The sequence below is a fragment of the Luteimonas changyuni genome, from assembly GCF_039548395.1.
Classification (GTDB): Bacteria; Pseudomonadota; Gammaproteobacteria; order Xanthomonadales; family Xanthomonadaceae; genus Luteimonas.
Map to the genome: position 1 here is coordinate 15,010 of NZ_JBCLUZ010000015.1, position 20,584 is coordinate 35,593.

Genomic DNA, 20,584 nt, shown 5'->3' on the forward strand with positions numbered 1-20,584 from the left:
TCAGTGGCCGCCCATCAGGCGCTCGGCGTCGGGCTTGTCGTGCACCGCCAGGGTGTGGACCAGGGTGGCGCTGGCCTCGTTCATCCCGACGATCTCGACTTCGGTGCCCTCCCGGCGGAGCTTCAGCACCACTTCGTCCAGCGCGCCGACAGCGCTCAGGTCCCAGAAGTGGGCGTCGGTGACATCGATCACCACTTTCTCCACCGCGTCCTTGAAATCGAAGCGCGAGATGAAGCTGTCGGCCGACGCGAAGAAGACCTGGCCGGTGACCCGGTAGCGGCGCTCGCGGCCGCCGTTGGCCGGCTGCGAATCCACGTGCAGCACCTGGCTGACCTTGCGCGCGAAGAACAGTGCCGACAGCAACACGCCGGTGAGGACGCCCTTGGCCAGGTCATGGGTGAACACGGTCACCAGCACCGTGGCGATCATGACGATGCTCGACGTGCGCGGATGGGTGCGGAGGTCCCGCAGCGAGGACCAGCTGAAGGTGCCGATCGACACCATGATCATGACCGCGACCAGCGCGCCCATGGGGATCAGCTTCACCCAGGGTCCGGCGAACACCACCATCAGCAGCAGGAAGACGCCGGCCGCGAAGGAGGAAAGGCGGCCACGCCCGCCGGATTTCACGTTGATGACCGACTGGCCGATCATCGCGCAGCCCGCCATGCCGCCGATCATGCCGGACGCAATGTTCGCGACGCCCTGGCCGACGCATTCCCGGTTCTTGTCGCTGGGCGTATCGGTGAGCTTGTCGACGATCTGCGCCGTCAACAACGATTCGAGCAGGCCGACCACGGTCAGCGTCGCGGCGACCGGGAAGATGATGCGCAGGGTCTCGAACGTCAGCGGAACGTCGGGGAACAAAAACACCGGGAGGCTGTCCGGCAGCTCACCCATGTCCCCGACCGTGCGCACATCCAGCCCCATCGTGACGGCGGCGATGGTCAGCACGACGATCGCGACCAGTGGGGACGGAATCGCCGTGGTCACGCGTGGAAGGAGGTAAATGATCCCGAGCCCTGCCGCCGTCACCACGTACACCGCCCACGGCACATTGGTCAGTTCCGGCAGTTGCGCCATGAAGATCAGGATCGCGAGCGCGTTCACAAAGCCGGTGATCACCGACCGCGAGATGAAACGCATCAGGAACCCGAGCTTGAACATGCCCGCGACGATCTGCAGCAATCCGGTCAGCAGCGTCGCTGCCAGGAGGTATTCGAGTCCGTGCTCTCTGACCAGGCCAATCATCAACAGAGCCATGGCGCCGGTGGCGGCCGAGATCATGCCGGGCCGACCACCGGTGAAGGAAATCACGACCGCGATGCAGAACGAGGCATACAGGCCGACTTTCGGGTCGACGCCCGCGATGATGGAAAAGGCGATGGCTTCCGGGATGAGGGCCAACGCCACGACGAGGCCGGCGAGAAGGTCGCCGCGCACGTTGCCGAGCCATTGCTGGCGCAGCGTAGAAAAATTCATTGGGATTTCCTGCCTGTGACTAAGCAACGATGGAACCGCGCCGCGTTGCGCGGGCGCGTGCTAGCCAGTCAACTACTAGGGCGGCAGGATTGCAGGCATGTTCTCGAGTGAGACGTAAGTACTGCGCAATCGTAACATCGGCGGGAAAGCCGCGCTGGGGGGGCGGGCGCGTCGGGTGCGTGCCCTTATCGGACGAGGGGCAAATCTCGCTTGCTCGCTTCTGGGGACCCGGACACCGCCCACAGGGACACGACTAGCCGAGTCTTACTGGAGCAGGCGCGGGACGGTTAGCAACCCACGGTAGGCGGGCTGGCCGGACTTGGCGGCGCTGCAGTACGCCTGGTGTTGGTCGCGGGCGCGCGAGGTGCGTCAGATCAGCACGTCGAGTTCGATGGCAGTACACGACCAGCCCGTGCGCTACGCGGTTGGAGAGATTAATGCTGCTGCCGACTTTCCGCCCTGAGATCAGTTGGGATTGAACGGCTACAATTCCGCTACGAGAGGAGCGGCTTTAGGCCAAGCTCCGAAAGTGAGTCGGTTAGTGAGTCTGAATTCGGTAGCGTTTCCTTAAAGTGCTGTTAAATCAGTTATTTGCAGCCCGTGTTCGATTGAATCACGGCCACCAGCTTCACGTCCAGCCTGGTCCAGTGAAGTCCAGAAGACGGCATAGAACCCCGCCGACAGCGGGGTTTCTTGTCCGTCATGGTCCAGCATGGTGCACTTGAACCCCCAGGGGTTCACCCCCGTTTTCACGGACACTTACAAGAAGGCCGATAGGGGCCGACAGGAGTGTTCATGTCGAAGCGAAGGAAGTTCAGTGCGGAGGTCAAGCGCGGTGCGGTTGAGCAGGCGAGGCAGCCGGGCGTCAGTTGCGCCCAGGTGGCACGGGAGCTGGGGATCCGGGACACGCTGCTGACCCGCTGGAAGCGAGAGGCCCAGAGCCAGGGCAAGGTGGCCTTCGGCGGCACCGGCACACCCCGGGATGAGGAACTGGTCCGCCTCAAGCGCGAGCTGGCCCGGGTGAAGAAGGAGCGGGATTTTTCAAGAGAAGCGGCGACGTTCTTTGCCAAGGGATCGTCCTGAGGTATCAGGTGATCGAACGTTGCCGCGAAGAGTTCCCGGTTCGGCTGATGTGCCGCTGTCTACGCGTGTCCGCCAGCGGCTATTACGACTGGAGCAAGCGCCTGCCAAGCACCCGCCAAGTCGATAACGAGCGCTTGCTCGGCCGCATCCGTGAGCTGCACGAAGACAGCCGGGGCACGCTGGGCGCAGGCCGGATGCAAGAGGACCTGACCGACGAAGGCGAGACGGCGAGCCTGAACCGGGTCGCCCGGCTGATGTCGGCGGATGGCCTGCAGGGCTGGCCGCGACCGAAGCGGCGTGGCCAGCGCGGTCGGCCTGCGCTGACGCCACCGGGTGTGCGTAACTGGCTGGAACGGGACTTTGCCGCGCTGGAGCCGGAGACCAAGTGGGTCACCGATATCACCGAGATCAAGACCGGCAAGGGCAAGCTGTATTTGTGCATCGTGCTGGACTTGTTCAGCCAGCTGGTTCTTGGCTGGTCGATGCACGACCGGCAGGATCGGCAGATGGTGATTCGGGCCGTGCAGATGGCGGTTTGGCAGCGCCAAGGCAGTGACCAGGTGATCCTGCACTCGGACCGCGGCAGTCAGTTCCGAAGCGGCGACTACCAACGTTACTTGGCAGCCAACGGGCTGTTGTGCTCGATGAGCGCGGTCGGCCATTGCGGCGACAACGCGGCATGCGAAGGGTTCTTCGGCTTGCTCAAGCGCGAGCGGGTCTATCGAATGGGGTACGCGACACTCGATGCCGCAAGAGCCGATGTGTTCGAATACATCGAGCGATTCCACAACCCGAGGATGCGGCGAAGATTCGCCAGGCAGGATCAGAAGTTCTCAACCCTTTCACAACCGTCCGTGATTTCGGGGTAGAACCCATCTCGCGCTTCGATACCGGCATGGACATCGAGGAACACGGCGCCGAGGTGCTGGGCCAGTTCTCGCCGGACCTGAGCGTGTTCGCCCGCTACAGCAATGCCGAACGCGGTGGCGACGTGCTGCGCCAGGCGCAGGCCAGCCTGGAATGGCGCCCGGGCGAGTACAACGCCCTGACGGCCGAGGTGCGCCGCATCGAGGAGCGCCGGCAGGCGCAGGCGACGGCGGCGGGGATGCTGGGCGCAGTGAAGTACACCCACCGCTTCGGCACCGCGCTGGACCTGTACGGCATCGGCCAGGTGACCCTCGACGACGACGGCGGCCAGTACGAGGACAACGATGCGCTGACCCTGGGTGGCCGCTACAACTTCGCCAACCTGTCCACGGTCGGCGCCGAGGCCACCACCGGCGACCGTGGCGAAGGCGCCAGCGTCGAGGCGGAGTACAAGGTGTCGCCGCTGCAGAGCTTCTACGGCAGCTACACCTATTCCACCGACCGCAGCGACTACGACCCGCTGTTCAATCCTGCCGCGCGCAACGGCTGGACGCTGGGGCAGCGCTGGAGGATCTCCAGCCAGGCCAACATGTTCAACGAGAGCCAGTTCCTCAAGTCGCGCGGCGAATCCGGCCTGGCCCACACCTTCGGCATGGATTTCTATCCGGTCAAGGGCTGGAACCTCGGCTTCACCCTGACCGACGGCGAGCTGACCAACAGCGAGGGCGGCAACATCGACCGGCGCGCGGTCAGCGTCTTCGGCGGCCACACCTCGCAGCGCACCGACTGGCAGAGCAAGCTGGAATGGCGCGAGGACACCGGCGTGGAGCAGCGCACGCAGTGGGTGAGCACCAACCGCCTGGCGCACCGGATCAACGAGAGCTGGCGGATCGCGGCGCGCTTCAACTACGCCGATACCGACGACGCCATCAACCCGGCCGCCGGCGCGAAGTTCATCGAGGGCAGCTTCGGCTTCGCCTACCGGCCGTGGAACGAGAGCCGCTGGGGACTGTTCGGTCGCTATTCCTACCTGTACGACCTGGCCACGCTGGGCCAGTCGGGCGGGGCGGACTACGACCAGAGGACCCAGGTCCTGTCGCTGGAGGGCGTGTACCGCCTCGGGCACCGCTGGGAAGCGGCGGCCAAGCTGGCGCGTCGCGAAGGCGAAGTGCGCTACGGGCGTGGCACGGGTGACTGGTTCGATTCGGCGACCACCTTTGCGGCCGGCCAGCTGCGCTACGAGCTGACGTACAAGTGGCACGGCCTGGTCGAGTACCGCTGGCTCGACGTGGACGACGGCGGCACCCGCAAGGGCTGGATGGCGGGCGTGGACCGCGACATCGGCAGGAACTTCCGCATCGGTGCCGGCTACAACTTCACCGACTTCAGCGATGACCTGACCGACTTCGACTACGACCACAAGGGCTGGTACATCAACTTCGTCGGCAGTTACTGAGGCCTTCCACCGCCGTCCCCGGCGGCGGTCCCGACCGCGATATCCGAGCCCGCCCGCATGCGAATGCAGGCGGGTTTCGTTTTTCAGCTTGCCGGGTTGCCGCGTTGCGGTGCGGAGGCAGCGGCCTTCAGGCCACCTCGGCCTCGGACACCACGTCCAGCACTTCGTCGCCGTAGCGTTCGATCTTGCCGGCGCCGATGCCGCCGATGAGCGCCAGGTCGCCCGGCGTACGCGGGCGCAGGCGGGCGATCTCGCGCAGCGTCGCGTCGTGGAAGATCACGTAGGGCGGCACGGCCTGCTCCTGGGCCAGGCGTGTGCGCATGGCGCGCAGGGACTCGAACAGCGGCTGGTCGGCGCGCGCCACCTCCACCACCGGCCGGGCCGCGCGGGCCTCGCCGTCGCGGCCGCGGCCGCGCGCCGGGCGCGGCGCCTCCTTGCGCAGCAGCACCTCGCGGCGGCCCTGCAGCACCTCGCGGCTGTCCGCGGTCAGGCGCAGGCCGCCGTAGCCCTCGGTGTCGACCTCGAGCAGGCCCGCGGCCACCAGCTGGCGGAAGACCCCGCGCCAGGCGCGGGCGTCGAGGTCGGTGCCGATGCCGTAGGTGCTCAGCGCGTCGTGGCCGAACTGCCGCACGCGCTCGGACTCCGAGCCTCTGAGCACGTCGATCAGATGCGCGGCGCCGAAGCGCTGCCCGGTGCGGTAGACGCAGGACAGCGCCTTCTGCGCCGCCACCGTCGCGTCCCAGGTTTCCGGCGGCGACAGGCAGTTGTCACAGTTGCCGCAGGGCTCGCCGGGCCCCTTCGCCGCGTAGTCCTCGCCGAAGCAGGCCAGCAGCACCTGGCGGCGGCAGCGGGTGGATTCGCAGTAGCCGACGAGGGCGTCGAGCTTGCGGTGCTCCAGGCGCTTGCGGTCCTCTCCGGACTCGGACTGGTCGATCATCTGCCGCAGCAGCACCACGTCGCCCAGGCCGTGGCACATCCAGGCCTCCGCCGGGTCGCCGTCGCGGCCGGCGCGGCCGGTTTCCTGGTAGTAGCCCTCGATCGACTTCGGCAGGTCCATGTGCGCGACGAAGCGCACGTCGGGCTTGTCGATGCCCATGCCGAAGGCGATGGTCGCCACCACCACCACGCCGTCCTCGAGCAGGAAGCGGCGCTGGTTGGCGGCGCGCACCGAGGCGTCCAGGCCGGCGTGGTAGGGCAGGGCGTCGACGCCGTCCTCGACCAGCATGGCCGCGGTCTTCTCGACCTTGTTGCGCGACAGGCAGTAGACGATGCCGGCCTCGCCGCGGTGGCCGCCAATGAAGTCCTGCAGCTGCCGGTTGGCGTTGTCCTTGTTGACGACGGTGTAGCGGATGTTGGGGCGGTCGAAGGAGCTGGTGAAGCGGCGCGCGCCTTCGAGCTGCAGGCGTTCGGCGATCTCGCGCTGGGTCGGCGGATCGGCGGTGGCGGTGAGGGCGATGCGCGGCACCTGCGGCCAGCGTTCGTGAAGCACGGTCAGCTCGCGGTACTCGCGGCGGAAGTCGTGGCCCCACTGCGAGACGCAGTGCGCCTCGTCGATGGCGAACAGGCCGATCCGGCTGGCGTCGAGCAGGGACATGAAGCGCGGCGTGAGCAGCCGCTCCGGAGCGACGTACAGCAGGTCAAGCGTGCCTTCGCGCAGCTGCCGCTCGATGGCGGCGGCTTCGGCGGCGTCAAGCGTGGAGTTGAGGAAGGCGGCGTTGACGCCGAGCTGGCGCAGCGCCTCCACCTGGTCCTGCATCAGCGCGATCAGCGGCGAGACCACGATCGCGGTGCCCTCGCGCAGCAGCGCCGGCACCTGGTAGCACAGCGACTTGCCGCCGCCGGTGGGCATCAGCACCAGCGCGTCGCCGCCGCCGGCCACGTGCTCGATGATGGCGGCCTGCTCGCCACGGAAGGCCTCGTGGCCGAAGGTTTCGCGCAGGATCCGGTGTGCAGGGTCGCTCATGCGCCAAGGATACCGGGCCGGCGTCTCAGGGCCGGCAACGCGAACGCCCGACGCGGGGTCGGGCGTTGCGGGGCGGGCCTGACGGGAAAACCCGCCGGCGTACGCGCTACTGGAGCAGCGAACGCAGCATCCAGGCGTTCTTTTCGTGCACCTGCAGGCGCTGAGTGAGCAGGTCGACGGTGGGGTCGTCGCCGGCATCGTCGGCGTGGGCCAGGGCACGGCGCGCGGTGCGGCAGACCGATTCGTTGCCGTCGACCAGCTGGCGCACCATTTCCCGCCAGTCGGGCGCCTTGGTCAGGCCGGGCTCTTCGGCAATGGTCGAGAGCTTGATGAATTCGGCATATGACCCCGGGGCGTTGAAGCCCAGGGCGCGGATGCGCTCGGCGGTCTCGTCCAGCGCGTTCCACTGCTCGGTGTACTGGTCCATGAACATCGCGTGCAGCGAGTTGAACATCGGGCCGGTCACGTTCCAGTGGAAGTTGTGGGTCTTCAGGTACAGCGTGAAGCTGTCGGACAGGAACTGGGCAAGATCCTGCGAGATCGTCTTGCGATCCTTGTCCGCGATCCCGATATCAACGCCTGGTGCCACCGAGCCCGCGGCCGGCGACGCAGCAGGCGATGCCTTGCGCGTGGCGCTGCGCTTGGCGGTTTTGGTTTTTTCCTTGGTCTTGGCCATCACTGTGTCCTTTGTTGGTAGCGCGCGACAATGTGCGCGATAGGGAGAGGGAATGAAGCGGCCCGGAACTGCGAATCGTGCATGAATGAAATGGAGTCTAGCCCCCAGGATGCAAGCCCGGCGTCAACGCGCGCGGGGCGAAAGGCCGTGGATGGCGCACTGACGCGCGACCGCGGCCGCCTGCTGGGTTTGTGGCGGCGATGGGAGCAGGCGCGCGGTGACGAAGCCCGTCGAAAGGCGTTCCAGGATGCGCTTGCACGCTCACTGGCGCAGCGCGAGGCGCGGGCCGCGAACCTGCCGCGTGCCGAGGTCGAGCCGTCGCTGCCGATCGCCGGTGAAGCCGATCGCATCGTCGAGCTGCTGCGCAAGCACCAAGTGCTGGTGGTGGCCGGTGAGACCGGCTCCGGCAAGACCACGCAGCTGCCCAAGCTGTGCCTGGCGGCTGGCCGCGGCGCCGCGGGAATGATCGGCTGCACCCAGCCGCGGCGCATCGCGGCGCGCGCGGTCGCGCGCCGGGTGGCCGAAGAGCTGCAGGTGCCGCTGGGCGGCGCGGTTGGCTACCAGGTCCGCTTCACCGAGAACGTCGGCGAGCAGACCGCGATCAAGTTCATGACCGACGGCATCCTGCTGGCCGAGATCCAGTCCGACCGCTGGCTGTCGCGCTACGACACCCTGATCATCGACGAGGCGCACGAGCGCAGCCTCAACATCGACTTCCTGCTCGGCTACCTGAAGCAGCTGCTGGCCAAGCGGCCCGACCTGAAGCTGGTGGTGACCTCGGCGACCATCGACACGGCGCGATTCGCCGCGCACTTCGGCAATGCACCCGTGGTCGACGTGGAAGGCCGCGGCTATCCGGTGGACATGCGCTACCTGCCGCTGGAAGCGGGGTTGCTGCCACCGGTGGCCACCGGAACCACGAAGCCGCGCGGCGGCGAGCGCGACGCTGACACCGGGTCGCGTGACATGTCGGTCACCGACGGCATCGTCGCCGCCTGCGACGAGATCTTCCGCGGCGGGCAGGGCATCGGCGGTGACGTGCTGGTGTTCCTGCCCGGCGAGCGCGAGATCCGCGATGCGCACCGCGCGCTCGAGGGCCGCAAGTACCGCCACACCGAAGTGCTGCCGCTGTACGCGCGCCTGTCGGTGCGCGACCAGGACCGGGTGTTCAATCCCGGCCCGCAGCGGCGCATCGTGCTCGCGACCAACGTCGCCGAGACCTCGCTGACGGTGCCGCGCATCCACTACGTGGTCGATCCGGGCCTGGCCCGCGTCAAACGCTACAGCCCTCGGCAGAAGCTGGACCGCCTGCACATCGAACCCATCAGCCAGGCCAGCGCCAACCAGCGCGCCGGCCGCTGTGGCCGCATCGCGCCCGGTACCTGTTACCGGCTGTATGACGAGGCCGATTTTGCCGCGCGGCAGCCATTCACCGATCCCGAGATCCATCGCGCCGCGCTGGCCGGCGTGATCCTGCGCATGCTGTCGCTGGGCCTGGGTGCGATCGAAGGCCGTGCCCCGGCTTCGCCGGGACGCGCATCCACGCGACCCCGGGACGGGGACGCCCGGATCATCGAAGACTTCCCGTTCCTCGAGCCGCCCGACGCGCGCGCGATCGCCGATGGCTGGCAGCAGCTGTCCGAACTCGGCGCGGTGGATGCTGCGCGCGGCCTGACCGCCCAGGGCAAGGTGATGGCCAGGCTGCCGGTGGACGTGAAGCTGGGGCGCATGCTGGTGGCCGCCAATGAGCACCGCTGCCTGCGCGAGATGCTGGTGATCGCTGCCTTCCTCGGCATCCAGGACCCGCGCGAACGTCCCTCCGACCAGCGCGCCGCGGCCGACGCCGCGCACGCCGCCTTCCAGGACCCGAAGTCGGAGTTCGTCGCCATCCTGCGCCTGTGGGAGGCGTATCGCGTGGCGCACGAGGACCTGACCCAATCGCAGCTGCGCAAGTGGTGCGAGCGCAACTTCCTCGGCTTCCTGCGCATGCGCGAGTGGCGCGAGCTGCATCGGCAGCTGAAGCTGCAGTGCGCGGACCTGGGCTGGCAGGAAGAGGAGCGCGCGGGCGATGCGCTGTTCGCCGCCACGGCCGATGGAGCGCCTGCGGGCGGGAGCGATGCCGTCGCCGGCCAGCCCGGCCAGCCCGGCCGTCGCCGGCGTCGCCGCGGCAAGCACCCGGGCGCAGCGCCCGGTTCACCGCCGGCGCCTGCGGAGGCACCGGCGCAACGCAGGACACAGGAGGCCGATCCCGCGCTTTCCGAAGAGGCCGCCGCGCGCGACCTGTACGTCCGCCTGCACCGCGCGCTGCTGGCAGGGCTGCCGACCCAGGTCGGGCATGCACCCCCGGCAACCGACAAGCGGCGGCAGGTCGCCTACGAAGGCCCGCGCGGGCGTCGTTTCCAGCTCTTCCCGGGCTCGACCCTGGCCTCGCGCCCGCCGCCGTGGTTGCTCACCGCCACCCTGCTCGACACCGAGAAGGTGTGGGCGCTGACCAATGCCGCCATCGAGCCCGAATGGGTCGAGGCCGAGCTCACGCACCTGCTCTCGCGCCGCCACTTCGATCCGCGCTGGTCGCGCAAGCAGGGGCGCGTGATCGGCAGCGAACAGGTCGGCCTGTTCGGGCTGGTGCTGGCGGCTGCACGCGCGTTCCACTACGGCGGTCAGTATCCGGAGGAGTCGCGCGAGCTGTTCCTGCGCGATGGCCTGGTCGCCGGCGAGATCAACCTGCGCGCCGATTTCCTCGCCCGCAACCGCCGCACGCTTGCACAGGCCGAGGAGGAAGAGGCCAAGCAGCGCCGCACCGGCCTGGTCGTGGACGATGAGTGGATGCTGCGCTGGTACCGCGACCGGATCCCGGGCGAAGTCATCAGCGCGCAGGCGCTCGACGCCTGGTTCGCGAAGCTGCCGAAAGAGCAGCGCCGCGCCCTGCAGTGGACCCGCGACGACCTGCTGGTCGCCGACGGCAGCGACGCCGACCGCTTCCCGGCGTACTTCGCGATCGGCGACGCGCGCCTGGCCGTGCACTACCGCTTCGAACCCGGGGCGGTCGACGACGGCATGACCGTGGTCGTGCCGCTGCACCTGCTCAACGCGCTGGATGCGCCGCGGCTGGGCTGGCTGGCCCCCGGCTTCGTGCAGGAAAAGGCCACGGCCCTGCTGCGCGGCCTGCCCAAGGCGCTGCGCCGCAACTTCGTGCCGGCGCCCGACTTCGCGCGTGCATTTGCCGAGGCGCACGGAACGGCCGATGCCGCCACCGACAGCATCACCGGCGCCCTGGCGCGCTTCCTCAGGCGGCTGACGGGTACCGAGATCGCCGCCACCGATTTCGACCACGAGGCGCTGGAGCCTTACCTGCGCGCCAACCTGCGGCTGCTCGATGCCGACGGCCATCGCGTGCTGGCGGAGTCCCGCGACCCGGACGAGCTGCGCGCGCGCTTCGGCGCGCATGCGGCTGACGCATTCGCCGCGCATGCCTCGGAAGGGCTGGCGCGCGAGACCCTGAGCACGTTCCCGGACACCGCGATTCCGGTCTCGGTCCCCGGCGTCGGCGGCGTGCCTGCCTATCCGGCGCTGCACGATGCCGGCGACAGCGCCTCGCTTGAAGTCCACGCCGACCGAGCCGAGGCCGAACGCCGGCATCCCGAGGGCGTGCGCCGGCTGCTTGCGATCGCCATGGCCGACCGCATCAGGCAGGCGCGCAAGCAGCTGCCGGCCCAGCCCAAGACCGGCCTGCTGTACGCCGCGATCGAATCCGTCGCGCCGCGCGCGTCAGGCGACGGCCGCCCGGCGGACACGCTGCGTACGGACCTGGTCGACGGCGCATTTGCCGCGCTGACCGCGGACGGCCTCGGCGACATCCGCGATCCTGCGGCGTTCGAAGCCCGCAGCGCCGAACTCGGCAGGGCCCTGTTCCCGGAGGCCACGCGCCGCCTGCAGCAGGCCGAGAAGATCCTCGCGCTGGTGGCCGATGTGCGCGCCGCGCTGGACGGCAAGCTCATGGGCTGGGCGCGCGCCAATCTCGACGACATGCAGGCGCAGCTGGCGGCGCTGGTGCCGCCTGGCTTCCTGCGCGACGTGCCGGCGGCAGCGCTGGCCGAGTACCCGCGCTATCTCAAGGCGCTGGCAACGCGCGCCGGCCGCGCGCTGAACGACCCCGTGCGCGACCAGCAGCGCATGCTCGAGCTCAAGCCCTTCGCCGATGCGCTGGACCGCGCGCGTGCGACCGGGCAGGCGGACGAGGCCGGCTGGCAGGCGCTGCGCTGGGACCTGGAAGAGCTTCGCGTCCAGCTCTTCGCGCAGGAGCTGGGCGCCAAGGGCGGGGTTTCGCCGAAGAAGCTGGCCGCGCGCGTGGCGGCGCTTACTTGACCCGCTCGACCTTGGTGCGGGTGTTGTAGCCGTCGACCGCCAGGTACCAGGCGTTGCCGACCAAGCTCGGCGTGATCCGCACCTTCGGGCTGTCGCGACGGGCGCCGGGCAGCGTGGCGGTGTCGACCTGGCGCCAGACCTGGCCATTGTCGAGCGTGTACTCGCGGCCGCGGCCGAAGCCGCGGAACTCGCCGCTGATCTGGCCGACCACCGGTTCGGCGGACCCGAAGCTGAGGAATCCGCGATGCTCATCCTCGACCCGCTTCTTGGCCGTGGCCGCCGCCTTCTCCGTCTCACCGTCGATGGTGCGGTCCAGCCATGCGTTGAGGCGCGTGAGCTCCTCGGCGCTGAGCTTGTCGAGGCCGGCGGCCGCGAACTCTTCGGGCGTCATCTGCGTTTCGATGCCCTGCTGGGCCAGTGCCGGAGCGGCGACGAAGAGCAGGGCGGCGAGGACGAAGCTGCGTACCGGCATGGCGTCTGTTCCCAAGGGCGAGGTCGGGCTAGTGTAGACCCTCGCCTTTCCGTGGACTCCGGTTTGCCGTGGCCGATCTCGTGGACATCGATGCCCTGCTGGCGCTGCCGGCACTGGTGATGCTGCCCGACGCGGTCTCGGCGCGGCTGCGCGCGGCGGCGGCCGATGGCCCCGCGCCGTGCATCGACCCGCCGGGCGTGCTCGAGGACACGCTGCAGGCGCTGGCCCTGCTCGACGCCGACGACGAGGTGATGGCCGCGGCCATCCTGCACGTGGTGCCCGACTGGGCCGCGCGCCACGAGGCGGCGTCGGTCGGAGGGCGTTCGGCGATCCCCGCGCTGCTGGACGGCCAGGCCGCGGCCGGCCAGGTCTGGACCCTGCACGCCGAGCAGGGCGCCGGCCGCAGCCACGAGGGCCTGCGCCGGCTGCTGCTGGCGATCGTCCGCGACCTGCGCGTGGTGCCGATCCTCCTGGCAAGGCAGCTGGCGCGGATGCGCGCCGCCTCCGCGCTGCCCGACGAGGCGCGCCTGGCGCTGGCGCGGCTGACGCGCGACATCCATGCCCCGCTCGCCAACCGCCTGGGCATCTGGCAGCTGAAGTGGGAGCTGGAGGATCTCGCCTTCCGCCACCTGGAGCCCGATACCTACCGCCGCATCGCCAAGCTGCTCGACGACACCCGCGCCGGGCGCGAACGCTACATCGCCGATGTCACGCGCGTCCTCGGCGAGGCCCTGGCCGATGGCGGCATCCGCGGCGACATCGCCGGCCGGCCCAAGCACATCTACAGCATCTGGAAGAAGATGCAGAAGAAGGACGTGCCCATCGGCGAGCTCTACGACCTGCGCGCGGTGCGCGTGCTGGTTGACGACGTCCAGGCCTGCTACGCCGCGCTGGGCGCGGTGCACGCGCTGTGGTCGCCGGTGCCGGGCGAGTTCGACGACTACATCGCGCGCCCCAAGAACAACGACTACCGCTCGCTGCACACCGCCGTGGTCGGCCCCGGCGGCAAGACCCTGGAAGTACAGATCCGCACCCGCGAGATGCACGAACAGGCCGAACGCGGCGTGGCCGCGCACTGGCGCTACAAGGAGTCCGGGGGCTCGCAGCGCTCGGCCGCGGGCGAGGCCGCGGTCAACCGCAAGATCGAGTGGATGCGCAACCTGCTCGATGCGCCGGCCGAGACGGGCGACGGTGCGCTCGCAGGCGCTTTCGACACCGAACTGGTCGAAGACAGGATCTACGCGCTGACCCCCAAGGGCGAGGTCATCGACCTGCCGCGCGGTGCGACGCCGCTGGACTTCGCCTACCGCGTGCACACCGAGGTCGGCCACCGCTGCCGCGGTGCCAAGGTCGACGGCCGCATCGTGCCGCTCGACCATGTGCTGCACTCCGGCGATCGCGTCGAGATCCTCACCGGCAAGGTGTCCGAGCCACGCCGCGACTGGCTGATGATCACCAACGGCTACCTTGCCAGCGCGCGATCGCGGGAGAAGGTGCGGTCCTGGTTCCACCGGCTTGACCGTGCGCGCAACCTGGAGGACGGCCGCGAACTGCTGGAGCGCGAACTCAAGCGCGTGGGCCTGGCACAGGCCGACCTGGGCCCGGTGCTGAAGCGCTTCAACGTCGACAGCGTCGACGAGCTTCACGTCCATATCGCGCTGGGCGATGTCGGCCCGCACCAGGTCGCGCGTGCGGTGGCCGAGCATGAGCGCAGCCGCAACGAAGACGCCGGGGCCGAGGGCAATGGCGTGATCGCGCTGCGCGCACCCAGGCGCGTGCGCCGCGGCGGCAGCCAGGATTTCACCGTGGTCGGCGTCGACAACCTGCTGGCCCAGGTCGCGCGCTGCTGCCAGCCGCTGCCCGGCGAAGCGGTGGCCGGCTATCTCACCCGGGCACGCGGCGTGAGCGTGCACCGCGCGGACTGCGCGGCGTTCGCGAGGCTGGCGGCGAAGGAGCCGCAGCGCGTGCTGCCGGTGGAGTGGGGCGGCAGCGGCGGCGGCCACGAGGCCGCGGTCACCCTGGATGCCGTGGACCGCAAGCACCTGCTCAAGGACGTTACCAACCTGATCGCGCAGGAAGACGCGCACGTGCTGTCCATCGACGGCGGCGGCGCCGCGCGCGGGCAGGGCCGCGTGCAGCTGCGGCTGGCGCTGCGGGTGGCCGACTTCGGCCAGCTCTCGCGCCTGCTCGGCCGGCTGGAGGCGCTGCCGGGCGTGGAGCGCGCGCATCGCGCCTGAGCGCAACGCGTTCATGCCCGGCCGTCTATGCTTCGGCGCGTGAACCCGCACCGGCAGGCCGACCCGTTTCCAGAACCGCCCGATGCCGGCACCATCGCGCGCTGGCTGGCCGCGCTTCCGGAACGCCTGGGCATGTGGCGCCACTGGCGCTGGTGGCTGATCGGTTCGATGCTCGCGGTGGTCGCCTTGGCGGTGCTGCAGGCACCGATCGGCGCCCTGCTGTGGCCGCAGACGCGCGCGCAGGCCCTCCACGACGAAGCCGAGCAGGCCCTGGCCAGGGGCCTGCTGACCGCCGACGACGGCCGTGGCGCGCGCGAACTGTTCGAAGCCGCACTGGCGATGGATCCCGACCGCGGCGCGGCGCGCCAGGGCCTGGCGCGGGTGGCGATGGCGGCGCTCGCGCAGGCCCGGGCAGCGCTCGCCGAAGACCGCTTCGACGACGCCCATCGGCAGTTGGCCCTGGCGCGCGCGCTGTCGGTGCCGCGCGCCGAAGCCGACGCATTGGCCGAGGCGCTGCGCCTGCGCGAGGCCGAGCATGCCGGCGTCGACGGCCTGTTCGCGCATGCCGCGCAGGTGCATGCGCAGGGCCGCCTGGACGATGCCGGCGGCAGTGCCCTGCCGCTGTACGCGCGCGTGCTGGCGCTGCAGCCGGGGCACGCCGGCGCGCTGCGCGGGCGCGAGGACGCCCTGGCCGAACTGCTCGCACAGGCGCGCGAATCGCTGCGCGCCGGCGACGTCGACGAGGCCGTGCGCCTGGTGGCGACCGTGCGCGAATACGATCCGGTCCACGTCGACCTGGCCGACACCCAGGCGCGCCTGATGGAAGAGACGGGGCTGGACGGCGAGGGCATCGCGCGCGTGCTCGCCGGCGAAGCGCGGCTACCGCGTCGCACCGACCTGGCGGCCGCGGATGGCGCCCTGCAGGCAGCGGCAATCGATGGCCACGCAGCCACGCTGGATCCCACCGCGCCCGGGGCGGCTGCCGCGGCCGCACAGCTGCTTCCCGGGCTGCGTGAGTGCCATGCGCGCGCGCTGCGCGGCAATGCGCTCCGCCGCGCCGGTGAATGCCTGGATGCGCGCGCGGCGCTCGGCGACGACCCCGGAGACGTGGCCGAAGCGCAGCGGCAGCTTGCCGAGCGCTGGCTGGCCGTCGGCGACGAGCGCCTCGGTGCCGGCGAGATCGCGCTTGCGCGCAGCGCGCTGGCCGCCGCGCGCAAGGCCGACCCGGCGGTGCCGGGCCTGGCCGACTTCGAACTGCGGGTGCGCGCTGCCGCGGCCGCGCTCAGGTTCGACTGATCGGGCGCGTCAGCCGAAGAACACGCGGCGCACCACCTCGCGCGCCGCGTCCGCGGAGAAGTGCCGCGCGACGTTGTCCAGGCCGTTGCCGGCGAGTCGCTCCCAGAGGTCCCGGTCGCAGTACGCGCGGACCACGGCATCGGCGAAGGCATCGGCGTCATCGGCCACCAGCACGTCGCGGCCGTCGGCCAGGTGCATGCCCTCGATCGCGCAGGTGGTCGCCACCACCGGCTGGCCGTGGGCCATGCTCAGGTTGACCTTGCCCTTGACCCCCGCGCCATAGCGCAGCGGCGCCAGCGCCAGCCGGCAGCCGTCCATGTACGGGGTGATGTCGGGCACGTGGCCGTGCACGGTGACCCCCGGCGCGTCGGCCAGTGCGGCGATCTCCGGCGGCACGTCGCCGCCGATGCAGTGGAAGCGGACGTCGGGCAGCCGCTCGCGCACCCGCGGCAGGGCCTCGCCCACGAACCAGCGCACCGCATCGACATTGGGCGGATGCCGGAAGCCGCCCACGAACACCAGGTCGCGGCGCTGGTCGAAGGGCAGGCCGCGGCCGGCCACGCTGTGCAGGTTGGACAGCACCTCCACGCGCGCGTCGGGCGCATCGACCGCCAGCACCTCGCGCTCGGCGGCGCTGACCACCAGCGTGGTGTCCGCTGCGGCGATCACCGCCAGCTCCTGGCGGCGGGTGCGCCCGGCGGCCTGGGCCAGGCGCGCGTCGCCGGTGACCTCGGCGCTGCGCGCTTCGCGCAGGTAATGCAGGTCGATGCTGTCGAACACCACGCGCGCGCCCGGGGCATGGCGGCGCAGCAGCGGCAGGAATTCGCTGGCGACGTAGTGGCGGCAGACCACCACCACGTCGAAGCGCGGCCCGTGTTCGGCCAGCCAGGCGGGTGCGCGGGCGGCATGCGGCGCGCACCAGGCCTCGACGCCGAGCTCGCGCAGGGCATCGGTATAGGCGCCGTCGTAGCGGCGGTTGGCGGGCAGGAACACCACATGCGCGCCTTCCGCGCGCAGCAGCCGCATCAGGTTGACCAGGCGCAGCGAGCCGGAATCGCGATCGGGCTGCGGCGTCAGCGCGTCGATCACCAGGACCTGGCGCTGGCCGCGGTGGAGGACTGTCGGGGTCGGCTCCTGGCGCGCGCCGAAACCGGCCAGTGCCTGCCGCCGGTGGGCCAGGAACACGGCCTGGTTCCGCACCTGCCCGGCCTTGGCGCCGGCCGAGGTGTCGGTGCCCGAGCTCGCACCTTCGTCGTGCACCACGCGCGCGGCCGGCTGGTACAGCACGCGGCGGCCGGCGGCACGCACCGCGAAGGCAAGATCGGTGTCTTCGTAGTACGCCGGCGCGTAGCGGGTATCGAAGCCGCCAAGGTCGAGGAACAGCTGCCGCGGGATGGCGATCGCGGCGCCGCTGGCGTAATCGACGTCGCGGACGTAGGCATGGCGCGGATCGACCGGGTCGCCGAAGCGGCCGTAATTCCAGGCGCTGCCGTCGGCGAAGACCACGCCGCCGGCCTCCTGCAGGCGGCCGTCCGGGTACAGCAGCTGGGCGCCGACGAGGCCGGTGCCCGGGTGGGTGTCGAAGGTTGCCAGCAGCGCGTCCAGCCAACCCGGCTGCGGCACGGTGTCGTTGTTGAGCAGCACCAGCACGTCGCCGCGGGCGAGCGCGGCGCCGTCGTTGCAGGCCGCGATGAAGCCGCCGTTGCCGGCGCGGCGGTGATAGCGCAGGCCGTCGATGCGCGGCAGCAGGTCCGGGGTTTCGTCGCCGGAGCCGTCATCAACCACGATCACTTCGAACGCGGCCGCGGGCGGGTGCGCGGCGAGCGCGCGCAGGCAGGCCAGGGTGTGCGCGAACTGGCCGTAGACCGGGATCACGATGCTCGCCACGGGCTGCTCGCTGGTGGCCAGCGCGAAGGGCGCGAACGGCGTCGCCGCCGGCAGGTACAGGCTGTCGCGCAGCGCCCGGGGCGGCGGCAGCAACTGCGCCCGCAGCCGCTCCCAGCTGGAGCGCAGGCCGCGGGTGCGCAGGCTCAACAGGCCGCGATGGGCGAGGCCGGCGGCACGGGCGAGCAGGAAGCGCGCGTCGGCGATCGTGTAGGGCATCCAGCGACAACTCCGGCTGAAGGGGGACGGTTGGCGGCCGCGGGCCGCAGCAGGCGCTGGGCTAGACTCGGCACGAATCCGTGCATTCTCGCACTCCGCACCGCGCCGCAGCCCGGCGTTCCCACCCACGACCGCCGGGTCCACATGGCACGCATCGATTACGACGAAGACGATCACGACGATGGCGGCCCGCGCCGCGACTGGCGCCGCACGCTGCTGACCTGGGCACTGGCCGCCGTCGGCCTCGGCCTGGGCTTCCTGGTGCCCTACATGCTGTACCTGAACAGCCAGGTCGGCGAGCGCTTCGGCCAGCTGCAGTGGCAGGAGCCGACGCGGGTCTACGGGCGGCCGCTCGCGCTGGCCAAGGGGACGGCGATGGACGCCGACACCCTGAAGCTCGAGCTTGATGCCGCCGGCTACCGCGAAGGCGACGGTGCGCGCTCGGGCACCTATGCCGATGACGAGGGCCGCTGGACCATCGCCAGCCGCGGCTTCACCGACGTCGACCGCGCGGTGGCGCCGAGCCGCGTCGAAGTGCGCCTGGCCAAGGGCGAGGTGGCCGCGATCCGCGACCTGGTCGGCGAGCGCGAGGCCGAGGCCGTGCGCCTGGACCCCGCGCGCATCGCCACTCTCTACGGAAAGCAGCAGGCCGAGCGCCGGCTGATCCGGGTGGAGGACGTTCCGCAGGAACTCACCGATGCGCTGCAGGCGGTGGAGGATCGCGACTTCGCCCACCACCACGGCATCGACATCCGCGGCATCGCGCGCGCGGCCTGGGTCAACCTGAAGGCCGGCGAGGCGCGGCAGGGCGCGAGCACGCTGACCCAGCAGCTGGCGCGCAGCGGCCTGCTCGGCATCGGCCGCGAGCAGACCTGGAGCCGCAAGTTCAACGAGGTCCTGTACGCGCTGATCATCGAGGCGCGCTACGACAAGGGCCGGATCCTCGAGGCCTACCTCAACCAGGTCTACCTCGGGCAGCGCGGCAACCAGGCCATCCGCGGCGTGGCCGCCGGCGCCGAGTACTGGTTCGGGCGCCGGCTCGACGACCTCTCGACCGAGCACATCGCGCTGATGGTCGGGATCATCCGCGGCCCCTCGCACTACGACCCGCGCCGGCAGCCCGAGCGCGCCAGGGTGCGCCGCGACTTCGTGCTTGGCGAGATGCTCGAGACCGGGCTCATCGACCAGGCCGAGCACGACCGCGCCGTGGCCGCGCCGCTGGGCGTGACCACGGCCCCGGGCAGCATCGCCGCCAACCGTTTTCCGCCCTATGTCGACCTGGTGCGGCGCCACCTGGCCAGCGACTACTCCGCCGACGAGCTGCAGGGCGCCGGACTGACGGTGATGACCAGCATGTCGCCCTCGGCGCAGGCCTATGCCGAAGGCGCGGTGGTCGGCACGCTGAAGGCGCTCGCGGGCAAGGGCCGGCCGGCGCTGGAAGCGGGCGTGGTGGTCACCGACGTGCACAGCGGCGAGGTGGTGGCGGTGGTCGGCAGCCGCGACGTCGAGACCCCCGGCTTCAACCGCGCGGTCGAGGCGCAGCGGCCGGTGGGCTCGCTGCTCAAGCCCTTCGTTTACCTGCTGGCCCTGGCGCTGCCCGACCGCTGGTCGCTGGCGACCTGGGTCGACGATTCCCCGGTCACCGTCACCCTGCAGAACGGCAAGCGCTGGACCCCGGGCAATTCCGACGGCAAGAGCCACGGCAGCGTGCGCCTGATCGACGCCCTCGGGCGCTCGTACAACCAGGCCACGGTGCGCGTCGGCATGGCCGTGCGCCCCGAACGCCTGGCGCACATCATCAAGCAGCTGGCCGGCATCGACGCGGTCGCGAACCCGGCGCTGATCCTGGGTTCGGTGGACCAGAGTCCGTACGCGATGGCTCAGCTGTACCAGTTCCTCGCCTCCGACGGCGAGATCCAGCCGCTGTACACCGTGCGCGGCGTGCTCGACCCGGACGGCCGCGTGCTCAAGCGCTACGACAAGGCGCCGCCGCAGCCCGATGACGGCGACCGCACTGCCGCGCGCCTGGTCACCCTGGCGCTGCAGCACGCCGTGGCATCGGGCACCGGTCGCCGGCTGGTCAACGACGGCCTGGGGCACCTGGACATCGCCGGCAAGACCGGGACCAGCAATGACGGCCGCGACAGCTGGTTCGCCGGCTGGACCGGCGACCATCTGGGCGTGGTCTGGGTCGGCAACGACCAGAACGAACAGACCGGTCTGTACGGCGCCACCGGCGCGATGCGGGTGTGGTCGGCGATGTTCAAGCAGCTCCCCACCGCGCCGCTGCGCGTCGGCGGGAAGGGCCTGGAATGGAGCTGGGTCGTGGCCGGCAACAGCACCGACGCCGGCTGCCCCGGCGCCCGCCGCTACGCCTTCGCGGAAGGTTTCGCGCCGCCCTGGCAGCCCTGCGTGCGCGAGCCGCCGCCCGAGGAACAGTCCAGCGGCGGCTGGCGCGACTGGTTCGGCATCGGCCGCGGCGACGAGCCCGCGACCGCACCGCAGCCCGCCGAACAGCCCCGATGACCGCGTCCGGCAGGCAGCCTGCCGGGGCAACCCGCCATGAAGACCCGACAGAAACGCA

General features: G+C 70.7%; 11 protein-coding genes. 6 read left to right on the forward strand and 5 right to left on the reverse strand.

The features are described 5' to 3' along the window. Positions 1–1,482, reverse strand: coding sequence for a SulP family inorganic anion transporter (locus tag WCD84_RS07600; RefSeq protein ID WP_343281001.1), 1,482 nt, complete (start codon positions 1,480–1,482; stop codon positions 1–3). A gap of 795 nt (positions 1,483–2,277) precedes the next feature. On the opposite strand from WCD84_RS07600, the gene WCD84_RS07605 reads away from it, so the two are divergent. Together WCD84_RS07605 and WCD84_RS07610 are read left to right on the forward strand one after the other, a co-directional pair. Then, positions 2,278–3,434, forward strand: a protein-coding gene (locus WCD84_RS07605) for an IS3 family transposase (protein ID WP_343280963.1) whose coding sequence is annotated in 2 segments (ribosomal slippage) — positions 2,278–2,518 and positions 2,518–3,434 — 1,158 coding nt in all. Because the reading frame shifts where the segments join, the coding sequence is not laid out codon by codon here. Between the two features lie 26 nt (positions 3,435–3,460). Next, positions 3,461–4,888 carry a hypothetical protein gene (locus tag WCD84_RS07610; RefSeq protein ID WP_343280964.1) on the forward strand — a complete coding sequence of 476 codons (1,428 nt, stop codon included), beginning with the start codon at positions 3,461–3,463 and terminating at the stop codon, positions 4,886–4,888. 127 nt (positions 4,889–5,015) lie between these two features. On the opposite strand, the gene recQ is transcribed toward WCD84_RS07610, so the two are convergent. Both recQ and WCD84_RS07620 read right to left on the reverse strand, forming a co-directional pair. Beyond that, the gene (gene recQ / locus WCD84_RS07615) at positions 5,016–6,851 is read right to left on the reverse strand and encodes a DNA helicase RecQ (RefSeq protein WP_343280965.1); all 1,836 of its coding nucleotides are present in this window, start codon (positions 6,849–6,851) and stop codon (positions 5,016–5,018) included. Positions 6,852–6,957: 106 nt separating this feature from the next. Then, on the reverse strand, positions 6,958–7,527 hold the full coding sequence (locus WCD84_RS07620; RefSeq protein WP_343279854.1) for a Dps family protein: 570 nt from the start codon (positions 7,525–7,527) through the stop codon (positions 6,958–6,960). Positions 7,528–7,617: 90 nt separating this feature from the next. Here WCD84_RS07620 and hrpA point away from each other — a divergent pair, with 90 nt between their 5' ends. Then, the gene (hrpA, locus tag WCD84_RS07625) at positions 7,618–11,892 is read left to right on the forward strand and encodes an ATP-dependent RNA helicase HrpA (RefSeq protein WP_343280966.1); all 4,275 of its coding nucleotides are present in this window, start codon (positions 7,618–7,620) and stop codon (positions 11,890–11,892) included. Here the strand turns inward: hrpA and WCD84_RS07630 are convergent. Then, positions 11,885–12,364, reverse strand: coding sequence for a hypothetical protein (locus WCD84_RS07630; RefSeq protein WP_343255452.1), 480 nt, complete (start codon positions 12,362–12,364; stop codon positions 11,885–11,887). The genes hrpA and WCD84_RS07630 overlap by 8 nt on opposite strands. A gap of 119 nt (positions 12,365–12,483) precedes the next feature. Between WCD84_RS07630 and WCD84_RS07635 the strand changes: the two genes are divergently transcribed. Together WCD84_RS07635 and WCD84_RS07640 are read left to right on the forward strand one after the other, a co-directional pair. Continuing rightward, positions 12,484–14,601 carry a RelA/SpoT family protein gene (locus WCD84_RS07635; RefSeq protein WP_343281002.1) on the forward strand — a complete coding sequence of 706 codons (2,118 nt, stop codon included), beginning with the start codon at positions 12,484–12,486 and terminating at the stop codon, positions 14,599–14,601. 39 nt (positions 14,602–14,640) lie between these two features. After that, on the forward strand, positions 14,641–15,897 hold the full coding sequence (locus tag WCD84_RS07640) for a hypothetical protein (protein WP_343280967.1): 1,257 nt from the start codon (positions 14,641–14,643) through the stop codon (positions 15,895–15,897). A 9-nt stretch (positions 15,898–15,906) separates the two neighbouring features. Here the strand turns inward: WCD84_RS07640 and WCD84_RS07645 are convergent, their stop codons facing one another. After that, positions 15,907–18,000: a glycosyltransferase gene (locus tag WCD84_RS07645; RefSeq protein WP_343280968.1), complete on the reverse strand. Its 2,094-nt coding sequence runs from the start codon at positions 17,998–18,000 to the stop codon at positions 15,907–15,909. A gap of 144 nt (positions 18,001–18,144) precedes the next feature. Between WCD84_RS07645 and mrcB the strand changes: the two genes are divergently transcribed. Further along, the gene (gene mrcB / locus WCD84_RS07650) at positions 18,145–20,526 is read left to right on the forward strand and encodes a penicillin-binding protein 1B (RefSeq protein WP_343280969.1); all 2,382 of its coding nucleotides are present in this window, start codon (positions 18,145–18,147) and stop codon (positions 20,524–20,526) included. The last annotated feature ends 58 nt before the right edge of the window (positions 20,527–20,584 follow it).